General features: G+C 42.2%; 16 protein-coding genes. 3 read left to right on the top strand and 13 right to left on the bottom strand.

The window, feature by feature from the left end; all coding sequences use genetic code 11:
- Window positions 1–304 precede the first annotated feature (304 nt).
- Window positions 305–3,031 (top strand): family 78 glycoside hydrolase catalytic domain, encoded by a 2,727-nt coding sequence (locus tag NBH14_RS11070; RefSeq protein ID WP_186958450.1) that lies wholly within the window; start codon window positions 305–307, stop codon window positions 3,029–3,031.
- Here NBH14_RS11070 and NBH14_RS11065 read toward each other — a convergent pair.
- From NBH14_RS11065 to bamJ (NBH14_RS11030), 8 genes are all read right to left on the bottom strand, one after another.
- The gene (locus NBH14_RS11065; protein WP_186958451.1) at window positions 2,988–3,719 is read right to left on the bottom strand and encodes a 2-C-methyl-D-erythritol 4-phosphate cytidylyltransferase; all 732 of its coding nucleotides are present in this window, start codon (window positions 3,717–3,719) and stop codon (window positions 2,988–2,990) included. The genes NBH14_RS11070 and NBH14_RS11065 overlap by 44 nt on opposite strands.
- Window positions 3,719–3,916, bottom strand: a complete 198-nt coding sequence (gene xseB, locus NBH14_RS11060) for an exodeoxyribonuclease VII small subunit (RefSeq protein WP_007655765.1) — start codon at window positions 3,914–3,916, stop codon at window positions 3,719–3,721. The genes NBH14_RS11065 and xseB overlap by 1 nt, the downstream gene beginning before the upstream one ends.
- Window positions 3,917–4,041: 125 nt before the next feature.
- Window positions 4,042–5,568, bottom strand: a complete 1,527-nt coding sequence (locus tag NBH14_RS11055) for an RNA/DNA-binding domain-containing protein (RefSeq protein WP_186958452.1) — start codon at window positions 5,566–5,568, stop codon at window positions 4,042–4,044.
- Window positions 5,569–5,629: 61 nt separating this feature from the next.
- Window positions 5,630–6,979, bottom strand: coding sequence for an exodeoxyribonuclease VII large subunit (xseA, locus tag NBH14_RS11050; RefSeq protein ID WP_186958453.1), 1,350 nt, complete (start codon window positions 6,977–6,979; stop codon window positions 5,630–5,632).
- Window positions 6,960–8,336 (bottom strand): S8 family peptidase, encoded by a 1,377-nt coding sequence (locus NBH14_RS11045; RefSeq protein ID WP_186958454.1) that lies wholly within the window; start codon window positions 8,334–8,336, stop codon window positions 6,960–6,962. The genes xseA and NBH14_RS11045 overlap by 20 nt, the downstream gene beginning before the upstream one ends.
- A 99-nt stretch (window positions 8,337–8,435) precedes the next feature.
- The gene (locus NBH14_RS11040; RefSeq protein ID WP_007655775.1) at window positions 8,436–8,903 is read right to left on the bottom strand and encodes an Lrp/AsnC family transcriptional regulator; all 468 of its coding nucleotides are present in this window, start codon (window positions 8,901–8,903) and stop codon (window positions 8,436–8,438) included.
- Window positions 8,904–9,071: 168 nt separating this feature from the next.
- Complete coding sequence (bamJ, locus tag NBH14_RS11035; RefSeq protein WP_186958455.1) at window positions 9,072–9,788, bottom strand: BamJ family beta-barrel-assembly machinery protein; 717 nt, start codon at window positions 9,786–9,788, stop codon at window positions 9,072–9,074.
- 13 nt (window positions 9,789–9,801) lie between these two features.
- Complete coding sequence (bamJ, locus tag NBH14_RS11030) at window positions 9,802–10,389, bottom strand: BamJ family beta-barrel-assembly machinery protein (RefSeq protein WP_186958456.1); 588 nt, start codon at window positions 10,387–10,389, stop codon at window positions 9,802–9,804.
- 97 nt (window positions 10,390–10,486) lie between these two features.
- Between bamJ (NBH14_RS11030) and NBH14_RS11025 the strand changes: the two genes are divergently transcribed.
- Complete coding sequence (locus NBH14_RS11025; RefSeq protein WP_186958457.1) at window positions 10,487–11,062, top strand: RNA polymerase sigma-70 factor; 576 nt, start codon at window positions 10,487–10,489, stop codon at window positions 11,060–11,062.
- Between the two features lie 100 nt (window positions 11,063–11,162).
- Window positions 11,163–12,212 (top strand): linear amide C-N hydrolase, encoded by a 1,050-nt coding sequence (locus NBH14_RS11020; protein ID WP_128133114.1) that lies wholly within the window; start codon window positions 11,163–11,165, stop codon window positions 12,210–12,212.
- Window positions 12,213–12,224: 12 nt separating this feature from the next.
- Here NBH14_RS11020 and NBH14_RS11015 read toward each other — a convergent pair whose 3' ends face one another.
- From NBH14_RS11015 to NBH14_RS10995, 5 genes are all read right to left on the bottom strand, one after another.
- Entirely contained in the window at window positions 12,225–12,737 is a 513-nt protein-coding gene (locus NBH14_RS11015; RefSeq protein WP_128133115.1) for a hypothetical protein, read from the bottom strand.
- Window positions 12,738–13,037: 300 nt separating this feature from the next.
- On the bottom strand, window positions 13,038–13,805 hold the full coding sequence (locus NBH14_RS11010; protein ID WP_186958458.1) for an HpcH/HpaI aldolase family protein: 768 nt from the start codon (window positions 13,803–13,805) through the stop codon (window positions 13,038–13,040).
- 18 nt (window positions 13,806–13,823) lie between these two features.
- Window positions 13,824–14,978, bottom strand: a complete 1,155-nt coding sequence (dgoD, locus tag NBH14_RS11005) for a galactonate dehydratase (RefSeq protein ID WP_186958459.1) — start codon at window positions 14,976–14,978, stop codon at window positions 13,824–13,826.
- A gap of 22 nt (window positions 14,979–15,000) precedes the next feature.
- Complete coding sequence (locus tag NBH14_RS11000) at window positions 15,001–15,960, bottom strand: 2-hydroxyacid dehydrogenase (protein ID WP_186958460.1); 960 nt, start codon at window positions 15,958–15,960, stop codon at window positions 15,001–15,003.
- A 29-nt stretch (window positions 15,961–15,989) separates the two neighbouring features.
- Window positions 15,990–17,399 (bottom strand): sialate O-acetylesterase, encoded by a 1,410-nt coding sequence (locus NBH14_RS10995; protein WP_250817432.1) that lies wholly within the window; start codon window positions 17,397–17,399, stop codon window positions 15,990–15,992.

The raw sequence follows: 17,399 nt of genomic DNA, 5'->3' as shown, positions 1-17,399 counted from the left end.
TCATCTCCCCCTAATGACACTTTGCTTCTAATTTCACTTATTTTGAGCATTTTAATACGTTAAAAAATATTACCTGGCAGGGTATTTTATTTTACCCGGTATATTAATCCGATTTACCCGGTTAGGTAGTGTCATTTTGATAGTTACCATCCGGAGTAGCAATTATTAATCCAAACACAACCACCTTTCTTTTTTGACATTTCTCTTTTCATATTTGACAAAGCTATTTCAGGATATTTGAACACCTGCAAAAATCACCTATATTTGTCAGCAATCCTTATCATGTAATTAAACTTTGTACGATATGAAACCTAAATCAGGCATCTTGATTCTTTTATCACTGCTTTTTGTTTTGACAGCAAATGCAGCACTGACACCTCTCAGGCTTACCTGTGAATATTTAGTTAATCCCACTGTAATAGATAGTCGCCAGCCCCGTTTATCATGGATCAACATGGCAGCTCCTGACGAAAGGGGACAGTATCAGACGGCCTATCAGATACGGGTTGCCTCATCGCCCGGCAAACTGAAAAAGGAACAAGCCGACCTATGGGACAGCGGAAAGAAAAAAAGCGACCGCTCCTTCCTGATCCGTTACGAAGGGAAACCGCTGCAATCGAGACAGGAATGCTGGTGGCAAGTCCGTGTCTGGGATGCCCGGGGAAAAGTATCCGGTTGGAGCGAACCGGCCCACTGGAATATGGGACTACTCGATGCCGCCGAATGGGAAGCCGACTGGATAGGTGCTCCCTGGCAGGGAGAAGAAGCGACAGCCAAGTCGACGGACAAAACAGTTCCACCGGCGCCACTGTTCAGAAAGGACTTTTCAGTATCCAAAGAAATTGCATCCGCTAAAATATACATAAGCGGACTAGGCTATTTTGAATTATACCTGAACGGTAAAAAGGTAGGCGATGACGTATTGGTCCCCAATCAGACCAATTACAGCAAACGGGACGGCCTTGATGCCACCGGCGTAACACTTGACGACAATTTCAGAGGCTATAATGTGCTTTATCTTTGCTACGACCTGAAAGACGCATTGATACAAGGAAAAAACGCCCTGGGCTGCCTGCTGGGGAATGGGTTTTACAATGCTAAAATAGGATGGACAATGCCTTACGGTTCACCGCGCCTGATCGCCCAGCTACATATCGGCTATACCGACGGTAGCGAAGAAGTGATCGTCTCAGACACTTCCTGGAAAGTATCCCGAAGCGCCATCGTCTCCGACGGGATTTACGAAGGGGAACATTATGATGCACGGTTGGAACAGCCGGACTGGTGCTCGCCGGACAAAACAACAGACAGATGGGAACCGGCTGCCCTGCGGAAAGCTCCGACCGGGGAACTACAGGCACAAATGTCCTATTCCGACAAAGTCATGGAAATATTGAAACCGAAAAAGATTACCAGACTGGAAAACGGAAATTATAAAGTCGATTTCGGAGAAGAAATATCCGGCTGGATACATCTGCATAATATGCGGGGAGAGGCAGGCAGAAAGGTAGAGATACGTTATATCTGTGAATCACCCAACGGATCAAACTCTTACACAATGAAAGGCGGCGGACCGGAATCGTATGCCGCCCGCTTCACCTGGTTTGTTTTTCGGGAAGCGGAGATCATCAACTGGCCGGGTGAACTCCGGGAGGATAACCTGACAGCAGAAGCCGTATATACGGAAATCGAAACGACCGGACATTTCGAATGTTCGAACCCTCTTTTCAACCAGATCAATAAAATATGGAGACGAAGCCTGACGGATAACTCTCATGGCAGCATTATCAGCGACTGCCCTCACCGGGAACGCTCGGCCTATACCGGAGACGGACAGGTAGCTTGTGTCACTGTCATGCACAACTACGATGCCGCAGCTTTATATACCAAATGGATCAAAGATATATGGCTTGCCCAAAACCGGGAAACCGGCTATGTACCGAACGGCGCCCCCTGGCAACCCGGTTGCGGAGGCGGTGTAGCCTGGGGAGCAGCAATGAACATCATGCCGTGGGAATTCTATCAGCATTATGCAGACAAAGACCTGTTGGCAGCCAATTATGCTGGAATGAAAGAACAGCTCCGTTACATGCAAACCTGGGTAGCCCCCGACGGCATCATGCTTTCCCAGATAAAAAGCAACGGTAATGTCAGTGAATGGCATAACCTGGGAGAATGGTGCCCGGCAGACGGATTCCCTCCGAAAGACTTGGTTCATACATTCTATTTATGGCGCTGTGCCGATTTCACGGCAAAAGCGGCTGCGGAGCTCGGACATAAAGAGGATGCAGTAAACTTCTCGGCATTGGCGGAAAGAACCAGACAGGCATTCCATAAACGTTTCTATAACCCGGAAACAAAAACGTACGGTCCTTCAGGCAGTAATATCTTCGCTTTAGTCATGGGCGTACCCGATGATATTAAAAAAGACGTACTGGAGACAGTCCGGGAAGAAATACGTGCCCATAACGGCCATCTGTATACCGGTATTTTCGGTACACAATTTTTCTTTGAGACATTGGCGGACAACGGAATGAACGAACTGGCTTACGAAGCAGTGAATAAAAAGGATATGCCTGGTTATGGATGGTGGATTTCACAGGGAGCCACAACGACCTGGGAGGAATGGAACGGTAACAACTCACGTAACCACCCGATGTTCGGTGGCGGTTTTACCTGGTTTTACAGGAAGATGGCAGGAATGAATAGCGACCAACAGGAACCCGGCTATAAACACATCATTATAAAACCTTATCCTCCTAAAGCGATCAACTATGCTTCCTACTCTACCCGTACCCCTTTCGGACAAGCGGCTGTGAGTTGGGAAAAACAAAATGATACGTTCAAAATGGACGTAGAAATACCCGTTGGAAGCCGTGCCACTGTCTATCTGCCGGTTATTTCCGGAAAGACGGTAAAAGAATGCCGTACCGGCATCAAACAGGCAAAAGACATTAAATACAAAGGGATACAGGATGGTTATGCGATTATGGAGGTGTCTTCCGGAAAATATTGTTTTGAGACTGATTAAGAAGCAGTCCCTGTGCTATCAGCAGATCGAACGGGGTCGTTATTTTGATATTCTCACGGTTGCCGGTTACCAACCGGACCGGTACTCCGGCAGCCTCAACGACCGAAGCATCATCCGTGAAAAGAGATGTGAACGGTTGTTCGTATGCTTCCAGCAAAATATCACTGCGAAAAACCTGCGGTGTCTGTACAGCTACATAACGGCTACGATCTACCGGATGCGAACCGTTTTCATCGGTTTCACGCAACGAGTCGATCATCGGCATAACCGGAATAGCAGCACCGCTTTTTTCTGCCTCATCAAAACAGGCACAGATTACTTCGGGAGAGACAAACGGACGGACACCGTCATGTACCGCGATCAAGACTTTTTCATTTCGTCCGGATGCATTTCCAATTTCTTCCGAAAGGAATTGTAATCCGTTTCGAACGGAATGAAAACGGGTCTCACCGCCATTCGCTATCCGGTGAGGCGCCTTACACCCGATCTCCCGGCAAAGCATATTCCAGTAAGGCTGGTGATCTTCGGGAAGGACCAGCAGCAATTCTGCCGCATCATCCCAGCGATGGAAGGCTTCCAGCGTATGCATCAGGATCGGTTTACCTTCCAGTGGAATGAACTGCTTAGGCAGATCGCCTCCCATCCGGAGACCTTTCCCTCCGGCCACGATCAATACATATTTGCGCATTACTCCAGTTCCTCCAATACCTTTTTGACTTCTTCGTCTACCTTATACAGTTTCTCCTTACACAACTTAATCAGCCGGGTAGCCTCTTTCACCTTTTCTGAAAGGACATCCACATCCAAGTCACCGTTCTCTATATCGGCCACAATTTTACGGAGTTTCTCTACCGCTTCATTGTATGTTTCTTCTTTCTTTGTCATATTCTTATATATTTCATTTGCACTTAACTTGCAAACATAAATAATTGCAAGCTTAGAATAAATACATCTATTCGACTGTTTTTCAAAGCAATAACTTGCAAACAACTTACAAATAACTTGCAAGTTTATAATCTGTCTAAATAATCCAATCCTTTCCTTGTTATCATATAGGACTGCTTGGGAGATTTTTTCTTCTCCTGCGAAGATTTTATTAATTTGTTGGAGAGAAGTGGATTCAAATATATTCCTTTATAATACCAATTATCAGGAACTTCAATCATACCCAAAATCTCTGATCGGCTCATTTCCTTTTCAGATAGAGCTGTAAGCACCCTTTTTACGACTTCTTTTAACTTATCTTCTATATAAATTTCTTCCATTTGACCTGACTGGAATTCCGGATGACAAGGTATATCTATTAAAAAATAACTGCGCCCCTCATCTGTTTCCAAAATGGCGGGAGTAGAACCATTATCTCTCAGTTCTTTTTGAATAGTAGGAATACCAGTCCCTCTACCCTCCGTCAGTTCCAGTTCTTTAAGATAATCACCTAACCGCCGATTCTTATATCTTCTTGAACGCAAATTTTCAGCTTTAAAGATGGCATCCATGCTAATTGAGCGGTCAGGACCAGAATAGCTCAAAATAGAAATGCGATTAGGCTCTATTGTAATCTCAACAGGTTCTTGTATCTGGTAATCCCGGTGATAAAGTGCATTTACCACAGCTTCTTCCAGCGCCTGATAAGGATAATTAAAAAACCGGACAGCTTCTTCCTTTTGCCTCTGTTTTATAATTTTTTCTTTAATCACATGAGTTCGCAAATAATTAAGTGCAGTTGTAATCATATAAGGTACAGGTCCCTTTATAGCCGGTACTTCTATGAAGTTATCTGGGTTCACAACTTTTCCCTCTGGAAAAATAACAATATCAATTTGTGTATAAGGAAAGAATTTTTCCGGAGTATCACAGAACATCATTAACGCCAAATTTTTTATATACCAATGTTCTGCAGTCCCAGATAGAAGATCCATACGGTCCAATATCTCTTTTAAAGTATAATCAGACAGTCGCGAAGCCAATCTACTTTTTACTTTCACCAGATAATCTCTTATTAAAATAAAAGAAAGATCATCTAAGGTTGCTTTATGATTAGGACGATCGTCAAAAGGTGTTTGATTAGACAAACTTATAAGTTCCGTTTCCATTTCACCTTTCGCAATAATGGAATTTGAACCATATCGAATATAATATTGATATATCTTATTTTTTTGAGTTATATATTCCGGACATTTATAAGGACGTCCCTGGCCTGCCATTGCCCAAACAACAGCAATATATCCACCATCCACCTCTTCTATAAATAGTTTAGGAAAATAAACCGGCTGCATTAAATTATTAAATTGAAGAATCTCCCTCTGTATCTTATCTAACTGTTCAACCGGTAAACCTTTAACCGGACGTTTAGCAACTCCATTTTCTTCTTCTACACCTATCAGGATATAACCACCTCCTATATTGTCAAAATCATTGGCAAAGGCACAAATACTTCTGTAAATCCGATCAGGATTCCAACCCTCTTTAAACTCGATACGGTTAGATTCTACTTTATTTTTTTGTAGAAGATCCTCTAAATTCACAGGTATTGCCATAATATATCCTTCAATTATTAACTTATTGCAAAAGTAATCAAAATACAAACGGTATTTTGATTCACTTTGCGTTTTTAACGATACTCTTCACATCTCCATCCGCAAACCGGGTCACCAGTTCATCGCCGGGATTCAGATCGGTTGCATGTTTGATGATTTTACCATCTTTCAGGGACAAGCTATAACCACGCTTCAAGACATAATCGGGAGATGCCATTTTAATGAACTGCTCCGTCAACTGAATAAACCGCGTGCCTTCCGCCAGGCGCGAAGCAGCACGGTTCTGCAACTGCATTTGCAGGCTTTCAAGCGTTGAACGACGGCGGAGCAACATAGCCGAAGCGGAAGCCGGAAGTTTATTGCCTGCCATTTGCAGGAAAGAACGGTTACGCTCGATCCTGTTCGTGACAATCACCGGTAAACGTGCCCCCAGCAATTGCAGGAAGTTTTTTTGTTTCAATAAGATCGTGCTTGCCAGTTCGCTCACCTCCTGCTGAAGGTCTTCCAGTTCTTCCGCCGCTGCATCCATACGGCCGATCAGAAATTCGGCTACGGCAGTCGGCGTTTTCATCCGCGTATGTGCCACCATATCCAGAATGGTATCATCACGCTCATGGCCGATACCGGTTATCACCGGCAACGGGAACTGGGCGCAATTTGCCGCCAACAGATAGGAGTCGAAACTATTCAGATCGGAAGTTGAACCACCGCCGCGGATAATGACCACCACGTCGAAACAATCGATATGATGGTAAATACGGTCCAGCGCCGCGATGACAGACTCTTCCGTTCTCTCCCCCTGCATCAGGGCAGGAAATAATTTCGGATAAAACGGATAGCCCGCTTTATTATTTGCCAGCTGATTCAAGAAATCCTCATACCCGGCAGCCGTCGGGGAAGTAATAACAGCAATACGTTTAGGCAGGACGGGGAACGGTAATTCTTTATTCAATGTAAATACGCCCTCTTCCTTCAACTGGCGGATAATCTCCATCCGCTTTCTCAGCATATCCCCCAATGTATAAGCAGGATCGATATCCAACACCGTCAGGCTGTATCCGTACAGTTCATGAAATTCGACCGATACTTTCACCAGCACCTTCAGTCCGGAAGCAAACAACTGCCCCGTCTCCATCTCAAAGTAAGGTTTCAGCATCCGGAACGTTTTAGCCCATATCGAGCCGCGTGCCCTGGCAACCAATTGCCCGGTTATAGGATTTTTTTCAATAAACTCCAGATAGCAATGCCCGGAAGAAGCATTCGTCCGCACATCACTCATCTCCGCACGAACCCAGCAAGTGCCGGGGAAAGCCTCACTGACTGCACCGCGCACCAGGTTATTCAATTCCAGCAAAGACAGTTCCCTGCGTTCATTGCCCATATATTCCGGATTAATGTTCAGTCCTGGCATACTGCATTCCTTTCTTATAGGCTTTATATATATTCGGGATACCATACCCCAGTTCGGCATCAGGCTGTTTGAACTGGCTGGAAACCTGCTGTAATAAAGCAATGACTTCCTTATTACTCAACTCCGGCAACGCCTGCCACAGACAGACGCCCAATCCCGCCAGTATAGGAGTTGCAAAAGATGTTCCGCTGGCATAACGCACATTTCCTTGTGGATCGATCACACAACTGCCCGACCCTAATGCCACCACATCCGGTTTCACCCGGTAATCGGCTGTAAAACCTACCGAACTGAAAATACTTTTCTTTTTATCTTCTGTAATAGACCCAACCGTCAAAATATCCGATGCATCGGAAGGGAAAGTAATTTTCCCCCAACTGCCGTTTCCTTCATTTCCGGCACTGCAAAACATCAGGATCCCCTTTTGCGCTGCGATATGTGCCGCCTGGCTGATCAAAGAACTCTTTCCGTCCAAAGCGGACTGATCGTAAGATAATTCATCTGCATCAAAAGCGAAATAACCTAATGAAGAAGAGATCACATCGACTCCTACACTATCGGCATATTCAACAGCCGCCGCCCAATAGTCTTCTTCTATCGGGTACTCGGAATCGCTGTCTTCGCTTTTTATAAGCAAATAAGACGCTTTGGGAGCTGTCCCGACCATGATCCCGGGCATATTGGCTGCCATACAGGACAGAACCCTTGTCCCATGGTCATCTGCTTCATAAACACTGCGACCCGGATAAATCACATTATGCGTCCCGATCAATTGCAGGGAATCGAAAACGCAGATACGGTCTACATTCTGGAAGCCGGCATCTATCACTGCCACACGCATCCCTTCCCCACGAAAGCCGGCATCATGCAGTTTGATTCCATTCAGCATTTTGATCTGCCTTTCAGCATATCCGTATTTCTCTTTCAAAGGAGCATCAGAGGGAGAAAGACGGATCTCCTGATCATCTTCCTGGGCCGGAGTCACATCATGCCCTTTCCATACCCATTTTACTGAGTCGACCATCGTCAGGTTTTTCAGACGGTCGGCAACTGTGCTGTCTTTACTGGTCACAACTACGGTAGAAAGCCATTTACTCTGTACCACCGGTTCAGCGCCGGTAGCGACCAATGTATCCAGATAAGCATGCGCAATGGGAAGATCGGAAGCGGTGACCGGCGTTCCCGCTTTTTTACGCCGCTGAATAGATTCTTTCGACAGGAAAGCCTCCGGTTCTTCCACTGTAAAGCCGGAATCGCCTTTATCTTTCAAATAGACACGAAAACAGTAACTTTCTCCGGCAGTAAGCCACGAAGAAAAACAGCATAGCAAAACAAACAGTCCTATATATTTTTTCATGGGATCATATAACTCAACTCTACAAAAGTAGTAATTGCCTTGGATATAAAAAAACCCGGCAACTCATCAAGAGGCCGGGCCATTATTTTTTAAACTAATTTATTCGTTTACGTTACAGATAGGAATTTCACGCTTAACACTTTGACGCAAAGAAATCAAAGTCTCTGTAGCAGTAACCCCCGGTATCTCCTGAATCTTTGTATTCAGCAATTCCATCAGATGTTCATTATCACGGGCATATAACTTGATCAGCATTGTATAAGGACCTGTTGTAAAATGACACTCAACCACTTCGGGTATCTTCTCAAACTCAGGCACAACGTCTTTATACATAGAACCCCGTTCCAGTTTCACGCCGATATACGTACAGGTATTATATCCCAGAATCTTAGGATTAATATGATAACCCGACCCAACGATCACATTCATATCAATCATGCGCTGTACCCGTTGATGGATGGCTGCACGCGACACACCACACTCTTCAGCTACATCCTTGAAAGGGATCCTGGCATTCTTTGAAATAATGTTCAATATCTGCCGGTCCAGTTTGTCTATTTTCTCCATTTCTACTATCGCTTTATTATACGCTCTTTTTATTTATATATCAAAAGTATATAATTATTTTCAACAATCTATCATTCTGAAAGAAAAAAGTAGCAAATAAATAATAAAAGCGGGCAAATAATGCTTTTTAGCATAATTTACCCGCCTCTTTATCTACAAAATGAGATATTACTTTTTCTGATCGTCTTTAACGATATCCAATAATTCTATTTCAAACTTCAGAAGACTGTTCGGTTTAATGCTGCTTCCACGAGGAGGCTGAGGACCATAACCCAGTTCAGAAGGAACCCAAACTATATATTTAGATCCGACCGGCATAACCTGCAGGATTTCAGTCCATCCCGGGATTACACGATCAACTCTGAATTCAGCAGGTTCGCCACGGCTAACAGAACTATCGAATTCAGATCCGTCCAACAGAGTTCCTGTATAATGTACTTTCACATTATCTTCTTTTGCCGGTTTTGCTCCAGTACCTTCTTTTTCTACTTTATACTGCAAGCCGCTTTCTGTTGTGATAACGCCTTCTTTAGTTTTGTTTTCAGCCAGGAACTTTTCACCTTCTTCCTTAGCCTTCTGAGACTCTCTAGCCTGAGCTTCTACGAAGTAAGTGTTCAGATAAGTCTGAGCCTGTTCCGGGGTCATCTTTGTAGAATCACCTTTAATAGCCTGAACAAAACCTGCGATCAGTGCATCGATATTGGCTTCGCCACCAGGTAATGTTTTCAAATTTTCTTTATAACCGGCACCGGTAGAAACACCGATAGCATAGCTTGCGCTATCTACTGCCGATTTCAGATTTGCACTAGGCTTAGAATCACAAGAAGTGGCAGCAATGCCTAAAGCTACAATCGCTGTAGCAGCTAAAACATTAATCTTTTTCATTTTTCTCTATAAATTATTTTACTATGTCTAACAATTCAACATCAAAAACCAATGCACTGTTCGGTTCGATAGCTTCTCCTGCTCCATGTTCGCCATAAGCCAGGTCTGACGGGATAAACAGTCTCCATTTAGATCCTACCGGCATTAACTGCAATGCTTCCACCCATCCCGGGATTACCTGTGATACTCCGAATACAGCCGGTTCACCACGCTGTACCGAACTATCAAACACTGTTCCGTTGATTAATGTTCCGTGATAATGACATTTCACCTTGTCAGAAGCAGTCGGTTTAGGACCTTCACCTTTCTGAAGTACCTGATATTGCAATCCGCTGGGCAGGGTAACTACACCTGCTTTTCCTTTATTGATATTCAGGAATTCCTCTCCGGCTTTCTTATTTATTTCAAATTTTTCTTTTTGCAGCTCCATGAAGTAATCGTTGATCACCTGCTTAGCTTCGTCATAACTGATTTCCGGGGTCTGACCACCTAAAATATCTTTCAATCCTTTCACAAAGTCTTCAATCTGAAGATCATTAATGCCCGAGTTCTGGAAATTATTTCCGATACTTAAGCCAAGTGCGTAACTTACTTTATCCATTCTTTTTCGTTTTCAACTAATTACAAGCTACAAAAGTAATGCTTTTAACTACACAAACGTCATCAGAAGGCACTTTTTTATTACTTTTGCATCTGTTATGGGAGAACAACAAACGGAATCTTCACTATTTTCAACGCTCTTCGGTCAATTCAAAGAGCCGTTCATTCTGTTTGCCAATTCATACGTAAGGGATATGGCCGCCGCGGAGGATATTTACATGGAGGCAATTATCCAATACTGGGAAAAAAGAAAAGAACTGCCAGCCGACACCAATATTCCCGGATACATATTAACAACTGTAAAAAACAAGTCACTCAACCACTTACGCCACCAGACCATCCGTACGGATGTGGAAGACCAGTTATATGATCACCGGCAACGGGAACTGAATTTTCGTATCTCGTCTCTGGAGTCGTGCGACCCGTCAGACCTCTTCACCGTCGAAGTCAAAGAGATCATCCGAAAAACATTAAACGAACTGCCGGAACAGACCCGCGCGATCTTCTTTAAAAGCCGGTATGAAAGCAAAACCAACCGGGAAATTGCAGCCGAACTGGAAGTCAGTATCAAAACAGTAGAATTCCATATTTCGAAAGCACTGAAACTATTCCGTAGCCGGTTGAAAGATTATCTTCCGGTACTCCTGGTACTGACCGGAATAAGCGATTTCTGACCAATTCCTTAAATCCACTCTTCTACAGCGTAAAAAGAGTCAGATTACTTAAACATTACAACCTCTTCATCGTTTATATATGAAGTAAAACGATAAGATTATGAGACGTATACAGAAATGGGGTATAGTGCTAGCCACAATTACAGCGGGCGCCCAGTTAAATTCCACTGAAGCCTGCACCAGGGTTGTTTATCAGGGAAAAGACAATACGGTTCTGACCGCCCGGTCGATGGACTGGAAAGAAGATACCCGCAGTAACCTGTGGATATTTCCGCGAGGTATGAAGCGTAATGGAGAAATAGGAAAGAATCCGCTTGAATGGACTTCCAAATATGGAAGTGTAGTTGCTTCCGCCTACGATATTTGCAGTACGGACGGGATGAACGAAAAGGGACTGGTCGCCAACCTGCTCTGGCTGGCAGAGTCGGAATACCCGCAGTGGGATGGCAAAAAACCGGGACTGTCCATTGCAGCCTGGGTTCAATATATACTGGATAACTTCGCCACGGTCGACGAAGCGGTTTCTTATGTTGAAAAAGGCACCTTCGAAGTTGTATCGGACATGATGCCTGACGGAACCCGCATGGCAACATTACATCTTTCCATCTCGGATGCCGACGGTGACAATGCGATATTTGAATATATCGGCGGAGAATTGAAAATCCACCACGATAAGTCATACCAGGTAATGACTAACTCTCCGGTTTTCGACCAGCAACTGGCCTTGAATGATTACTGGAAAAATATCGGGGGAACGACATTCCTACCTGGAACCAACCGCGCTGCCGACCGTTTTGTCAGAGCCTCTTTCTATATTAATGCTATTCCGAAAGTGGCGGATACCCGTACGGCTGTTGCCAGTGTATTCAGTGTAATCCGTAATACATCAGTACCATTAGGTATCACAACACCTAACGAACCGAATATCTCATCGACAAGATGGAGAACCGTTTCCGACCAAAAGAACAAGGTTTATTTCTTCGAATCGACCATTCAGCCCAATGTATTCTGGGTAAATTTACAGGATGTGGATTTTTCAGAAAAGGCACCGGTGAAGATGCTTGACCTGGTTAGCGGTAAAACCTATGCTGGCAACACAGCAAACCAATTTGTCGAAGCTAAACCATTCAAATTCCTGGGAGTCGATTAAGACTCCCTTTTTTCAGGCTATATCTTCACTAAGTTTCACGCGCAGGTCATTCTGATAAGTATGCATAAACTTTTCCAGATCAAAGAAAAGGCGGGAAGCGACTTTCAGAAAAGGATTCTTCATCCGGATTATTTCCGTCGATGTAAAATGTGTTCCTCCCGTACTGGTTACTTTCAGTTCGCCTTTCCAGTACCCGGTGAATCCGTTTCCTTTCACAATTTCAAATTCATATAAGGAATGAGGTACTTTACGGGCTGTCCTGAACCGAATAACAGAGCCGTTTTTCGCTATTTCATCCCAGACTTCTATGCCGTCTTTCTCTTCCACAATAACAATCTCTTCCAGATCACTGCGATAACCGTAATCGGCATTATTGATGAGTGCATTATACACCTTCTCGGGTGAAGCATTATAAAAACATTCACTGGTTGCAGTTCTTTCATCCGGCAAAAGAAGGCCGGCAATAAAAACTAAAAGAATAATCCCTGCTATAGCAATAAATATATAAGTAAAGATAGATATCATTTATAATCGATTTTATAAACAACTGGGTTGCTGATTATTCACAAAAGTAACCAATAAAACTCATATAACAGAAATATTCCGGGTAAAAACAATTAAAGCCTGTCTCACGACAAGCCCTAATCAAACTTTGTTAACCTTAAATCTAATACTATTATGAAAAAACCACAGTACAAAGATACACCTGTAATAAGCGTTTGTCAAGCTTTTTACAGACAATATATGTTAAGCCTCCAAGCATCTTTCGCCAAAAAGTGTTAGCTAAGATAAAACTATATACAATACTGGCAAAAACTGCTAAAATTAACAATTCAATTGCATTCTTAGTTCTTTGCAAGCTTCATAATAAATGCCTACATCTACAGAATAACAAAAATATTGCAAACCCAATCTTTTCCACAAGTTCAGGTCATCCAGCTTATCCAAAAATGTACCAACAACAATATGACGTTCACGAGCCTTTACAACTATATTTTGTATTTGCGCGATTACTAATGGATTAGTTACATCTCCGGGAACACCCAATGATTGAGAAAGATCATAAGGTCCCACAAAAAGTATATCATACCCACTTACACTCAATATTTCATCCAAGTTTTCTATCGCTTCTTTTCCTTCCAGTTGAAGAACCAGAATCGTATCATTAGCTCTTTTGAAATATTCGTTTCTATCCATAGATGAATAGTTTGCTGCACGAACAAAACGACAGACCCCCCGCTCCCCTTTCGGATAATATTTAGCTGCATATACTGCGCTCTTAGCCTCTTCCGCGCACGTGATTTGTGGAATCTGTACCCCACCTGCACCAATATCCAACGCCTGAGACACGGATTCAGGCAAATGGTCTCTCACCCGGATAATCGGTAACATTCCTGCTATCTGAGCCGCACGAACATTATTTTGCATTGTTTCCAAAGAGACAGGGCCATGTTCCATATCCAATATAGCAAACTCAAAACCAGCATATCCTGTCGTTTCAACAAATGCAGCATCCCCACTTTTCATAAAAGGTCCATACACCGGTTTACCTTCATATATTTGTCGTTTGAAATTATCTATAATGTTTTTCATCTCTTTCTTTATTAAATCCTACCACTCTGCAATTGTGCCATCCTCAGTACGCCATACCGGATTATGCCAGTCATGTCCTTGCTTTGCCATTTCCTTTACAATATATTCATCTACGACAACCCCTAATCCGGGTTTGTCATTACATGAAATAAAACCATTGAAAATAGAATAATCTTCTTTATTGGTAACATAATCCAATAAGTCGCAACCTCCATCCAGATTGTAATGAATCCCCAGGCTAGACTCCTGAATAACGGCGTTAGGAGTACTGAAATCAAACTGTAACGCCGCAGAAAAAGCGATAGGACCTAATGGACAATGCAACGCGACTGCAACATCATAAGCCTCAGCCATTGCTGCAATCTTTCGGGTCTCCCATAACCCCCCGGCATGACTCAAATCCGGTTGGATGATATCTACAGAGCCTTCCGTCAATATTTGTTTAAAATCCCAGCGAGTATACATTCTTTCTCCGGTTGCTATAGGTATAGAAGTATATTGCGATAAACTTTTCAGTATTTCATTATGCTGCGGTAATACCGGTTCCTCAAAAAACATAGGATAATAAGGTTCCATTTCTGCAACTAGCCGACGCAAAACCGGCTTGTGTACTCGTCCATGAAAATCAATGCCAATATCGAGTTTATCTCCAAACTCCGCACGTAATTCCTTCAATTGATCCTTCACCAGATTTATATCCCGAATGGTTGCCAGCCAGTCCATTTTCCCACATCCGTTCATTTTTATTGCATTATAGCCTTGCTCCAAACGTTGAGATGCACCTTTTATCACTTCACTTGGAGTATCCCCCCCAATCCAGGTATACACACGCATCTTATCTCTGACACGTCCCCCCAACAATTCATAAACAGGAACTCCTAAAGCTTTCCCTTTTATATCCCACAAGGCTTGTTCTATTCCTGATATGGCACTCATTAGAACAGGACCACCACGGTAAAACCCACCTCTATACAACATCTGAAAAATATCCTCAATATCTCCTGCTCTTTTCCCGATAAGACAGGATTCAAATTCTTTTACAGCCGCAATAACTGTATCTGCACGTCCCTCGACTAAAGGTTCTCCCCATCCCTCATAACCAGATTTTGTCGTTATTTTTAAAAATACCCATCTGGGAGGGACTTTATAGATTGTAAACTTTTCTATAATCATAATCTCAAATCCATTACGTTTCTTAAAAATCTAATTTGTTAACCGGAGTCAGCGGATTTCTTCCGCTCAATACTTCCAATACATTTTTTGTTGCCAATTGTTGAGATTGGTACCGACTGGTCACAGTCCCCCCCCCAACATGAGAAGTCAAAAAGACATTATCCATTGTCAGTAATTCAGAAGATACTTCAGGTTCATTTTCAAACACATCCAACACCGCTCCTCCTAACTGCCCGGATAATAACGCATCTACCAAGTCTCTCTCTTTAACCAAAGGACCACGGGAGGCATTAATAAAAATGGCACCTTTCTTCATTTTGCTAAACATTACCTTATTAAACATCCCCTTATTTTCATTTGAAAGAGGAATATGAACAGATATAAAATCACTTTCTGCCAATAATGCATCCAACGTATAATATTTTTCTCCATCAAGAGGATGAACATCATAACAAATGACTTTCATACCGAATGATTCAGCAATAGGTTTTAGATAATGTCCTATTTTCCCATACCCTATAATTCCCAGCGTTTTATTCTGTAAAGAAAAACCATCCCATCGTCCCGGCTCAAAACGTTTCCATGTTCCGGATCGGACAAAACTCCCAACTTCTATCAACCGCCGGGAAACACAGATCATTCCAGCAATCACAATTTCAACAACCGGATAAGCAAAAAAATCAGGAGCATTCGTCAACCATATTTTTCGCTTGGTAAGTTCTGCGACATCAACATTATCATAACCGATCGCAACATTGGATACGATTTTTAGTTTATCCGCCTTATCCAGCAACTCTCTATTTATAATTAAATCTCCAACATTAATAATTGCTGTGATATTTTCTATCCCATCTAAAGCCTGTTCACGTGGCATCAAATCATAAGCATTAGTATTCCAAACTTTCACTTCACCTATTTTCTGTAGTTCATGTATCAAGTTCTCCGGAAACAATGAAGTAATTAGAATTTTTTGTTTTTCCATTTTTCTCATTTTTATTGTGTCTAATCTATTTATTTCTTAAAACTATCAGTTCTGAATGGAGCCACAGGCAAATCTGTTTCATTAAAAAGACAAGCTTCTCCATCATCATTAAAACAATACCGCACATAAGCTGGGGCTCTGACTTTCTCCGACCATAGTATCAATTCATTATCTTTAATACATCCCTCTGCATCATAAAATCTTCCATCCCAACTTGCTATTTCTAACTCCTTAAAGGAAGTTGCTTTTAGTTTCTCCAAATCACGAAATCTTACTATCGCTTTTCCCTTCCGAAAAAATATATTATCCAATATTGGAGTTTTATACCCTTTAACAGGTAAGCAATAATGATCCCCGAGTGCCCAATTCGCCAAACGCACACCAACCTCTTTCTTCCGAATCGGATGAATATCACCTATATCATTTACTAAATCAGATATAGTAACCAAACCTGTATGTTTCACATGCTTGGTAAAAAGTTCTTGCTGTTCCCTCAACAAAGCAGGTGCATTATCTGTTGAATAATATTGATAAGGAGCTATTTGTACTACATAAAAAGGGAACTCACTATTGAATCTTTTTCTCCAAGAAGTTACCATCTTATCCAAAAGCTGGCTATATGTCTGATAATGCAAATAATTAGACTCTCCCTGATACCAAATACAACCCGAAATCGTATACGGAATAACCGGATGTATCATCCAATTATATAAAACACCAGGTTTACTTGGACGCGTATTCCATAATTCTCTACAAAGGTTATTTGAAATAATACTATCTGAGAAAACTATTTCTTCAGGTGTCCACGCTTCAGCTGGTGTTCCACCTACTGCTGATACGATTATGCCTATTGGTACCTTTAATTCCATATAAAGTTTTTCTGCAAAATAATAAGCAACAGCACTGGTTCTACCTGCAACATCTGGAGAACAAATATTCCACACTCCATCACAATTATTTTGGGGTGTATCAGCACCTTTTGTCGATACAGAAAAAATTCGTATTCGTGGATTTGTAGCTTTTACTATATTTTCCTTAGCGTTTTCTGTACCACTCAAAGGCATAGCCATATTCGACTGTCCACTACAAAGCCAAACTTCTCCTAACAAAATATTCTTATAAATAATTCTTCTAGATCCAATGATAGACAAAGTATAAGGACCGCCAAATTCACTCGTACGAATTTTTGTACTGAATTTTCCTAAAACATCAGCTTTCGCAAATATTGTATCTTTTGGAGCCCAACTTCCGACAATTTTAATTATTTCATCCCTATTTCCATATCCCCAAATCGAGACATCTGCATTTTGTTGTAATACCATATTATCACAAAAAACAGAAGGCATTGATATCTGAGCAGTCAAAGAAAAACAGGAAATCCGCAAAAAGAACAAAAAAATATATTTGCTCTTCTCTTTTCTTATTTGATATAGTAACAT

The organism is Parabacteroides caecihominis (assembly GCF_023656785.1).
GTDB classification, from domain to species: Bacteria; Bacteroidota; Bacteroidia; order Bacteroidales; family Tannerellaceae; genus Parabacteroides; species Parabacteroides segnis.
The sequence above is the reverse complement of the archived record's forward strand: the minus strand, read 5'-3'. Positions and strand labels throughout refer to the sequence as shown.

Coding starts and splice junctions, on each gene's coding strand:
- bamJ (WP_186958455.1), bottom strand. CDS start 9,788: ATGAAAAAGATTAATGTTTTAGCTGCTACAGCGATTGTAGCTTTAGGC.
- NBH14_RS11065 (WP_186958451.1), bottom strand. CDS start 3,719: ATGCGCAAATATGTATTGATCGTGGCCGGAGGGAAAGGTCTCCGGATG.
- NBH14_RS11040 (WP_007655775.1), bottom strand. CDS start 8,903: ATGGAGAAAATAGACAAACTGGACCGGCAGATATTGAACATTATTTCA.
- NBH14_RS11015 (WP_128133115.1), bottom strand. CDS start 12,737: ATGATATCTATCTTTACTTATATATTTATTGCTATAGCAGGGATTATT.
- NBH14_RS11000 (WP_186958460.1), bottom strand. CDS start 15,960: ATGGAAAAACAAAAAATTCTAATTACTTCATTGTTTCCGGAGAACTTG.
- dgoD (WP_186958459.1), bottom strand. CDS start 14,978: ATGATTATAGAAAAGTTTACAATCTATAAAGTCCCTCCCAGATGGGTA.
- NBH14_RS11045 (WP_186958454.1), bottom strand. CDS start 8,336: ATGAAAAAATATATAGGACTGTTTGTTTTGCTATGCTGTTTTTCTTCG.
- bamJ (WP_186958456.1), bottom strand. CDS start 10,389: ATGGATAAAGTAAGTTACGCACTTGGCTTAAGTATCGGAAATAATTTC.
- NBH14_RS10995 (WP_250817432.1), bottom strand. CDS start 17,399: ATGTTACTATATCAAATAAGAAAAGAGAAGAGCAAATATATTTTTTTG.
- NBH14_RS11055 (WP_186958452.1), bottom strand. CDS start 5,568: ATGGCAATACCTGTGAATTTAGAGGATCTTCTACAAAAAAATAAAGTA.
- xseB (WP_007655765.1), bottom strand. CDS start 3,916: ATGACAAAGAAAGAAGAAACATACAATGAAGCGGTAGAGAAACTCCGT.
- NBH14_RS11070 (WP_186958450.1), top strand. CDS start 305: ATGAAACCTAAATCAGGCATCTTGATTCTTTTATCACTGCTTTTTGTT.
- NBH14_RS11020 (WP_128133114.1), top strand. CDS start 11,163: ATGAGACGTATACAGAAATGGGGTATAGTGCTAGCCACAATTACAGCG.
- NBH14_RS11025 (WP_186958457.1), top strand. CDS start 10,487: ATGGGAGAACAACAAACGGAATCTTCACTATTTTCAACGCTCTTCGGT.
- NBH14_RS11010 (WP_186958458.1), bottom strand. CDS start 13,805: ATGAAAAACATTATAGATAATTTCAAACGACAAATATATGAAGGTAAA.
- xseA (WP_186958453.1), bottom strand. CDS start 6,979: ATGCCAGGACTGAACATTAATCCGGAATATATGGGCAATGAACGCAGG.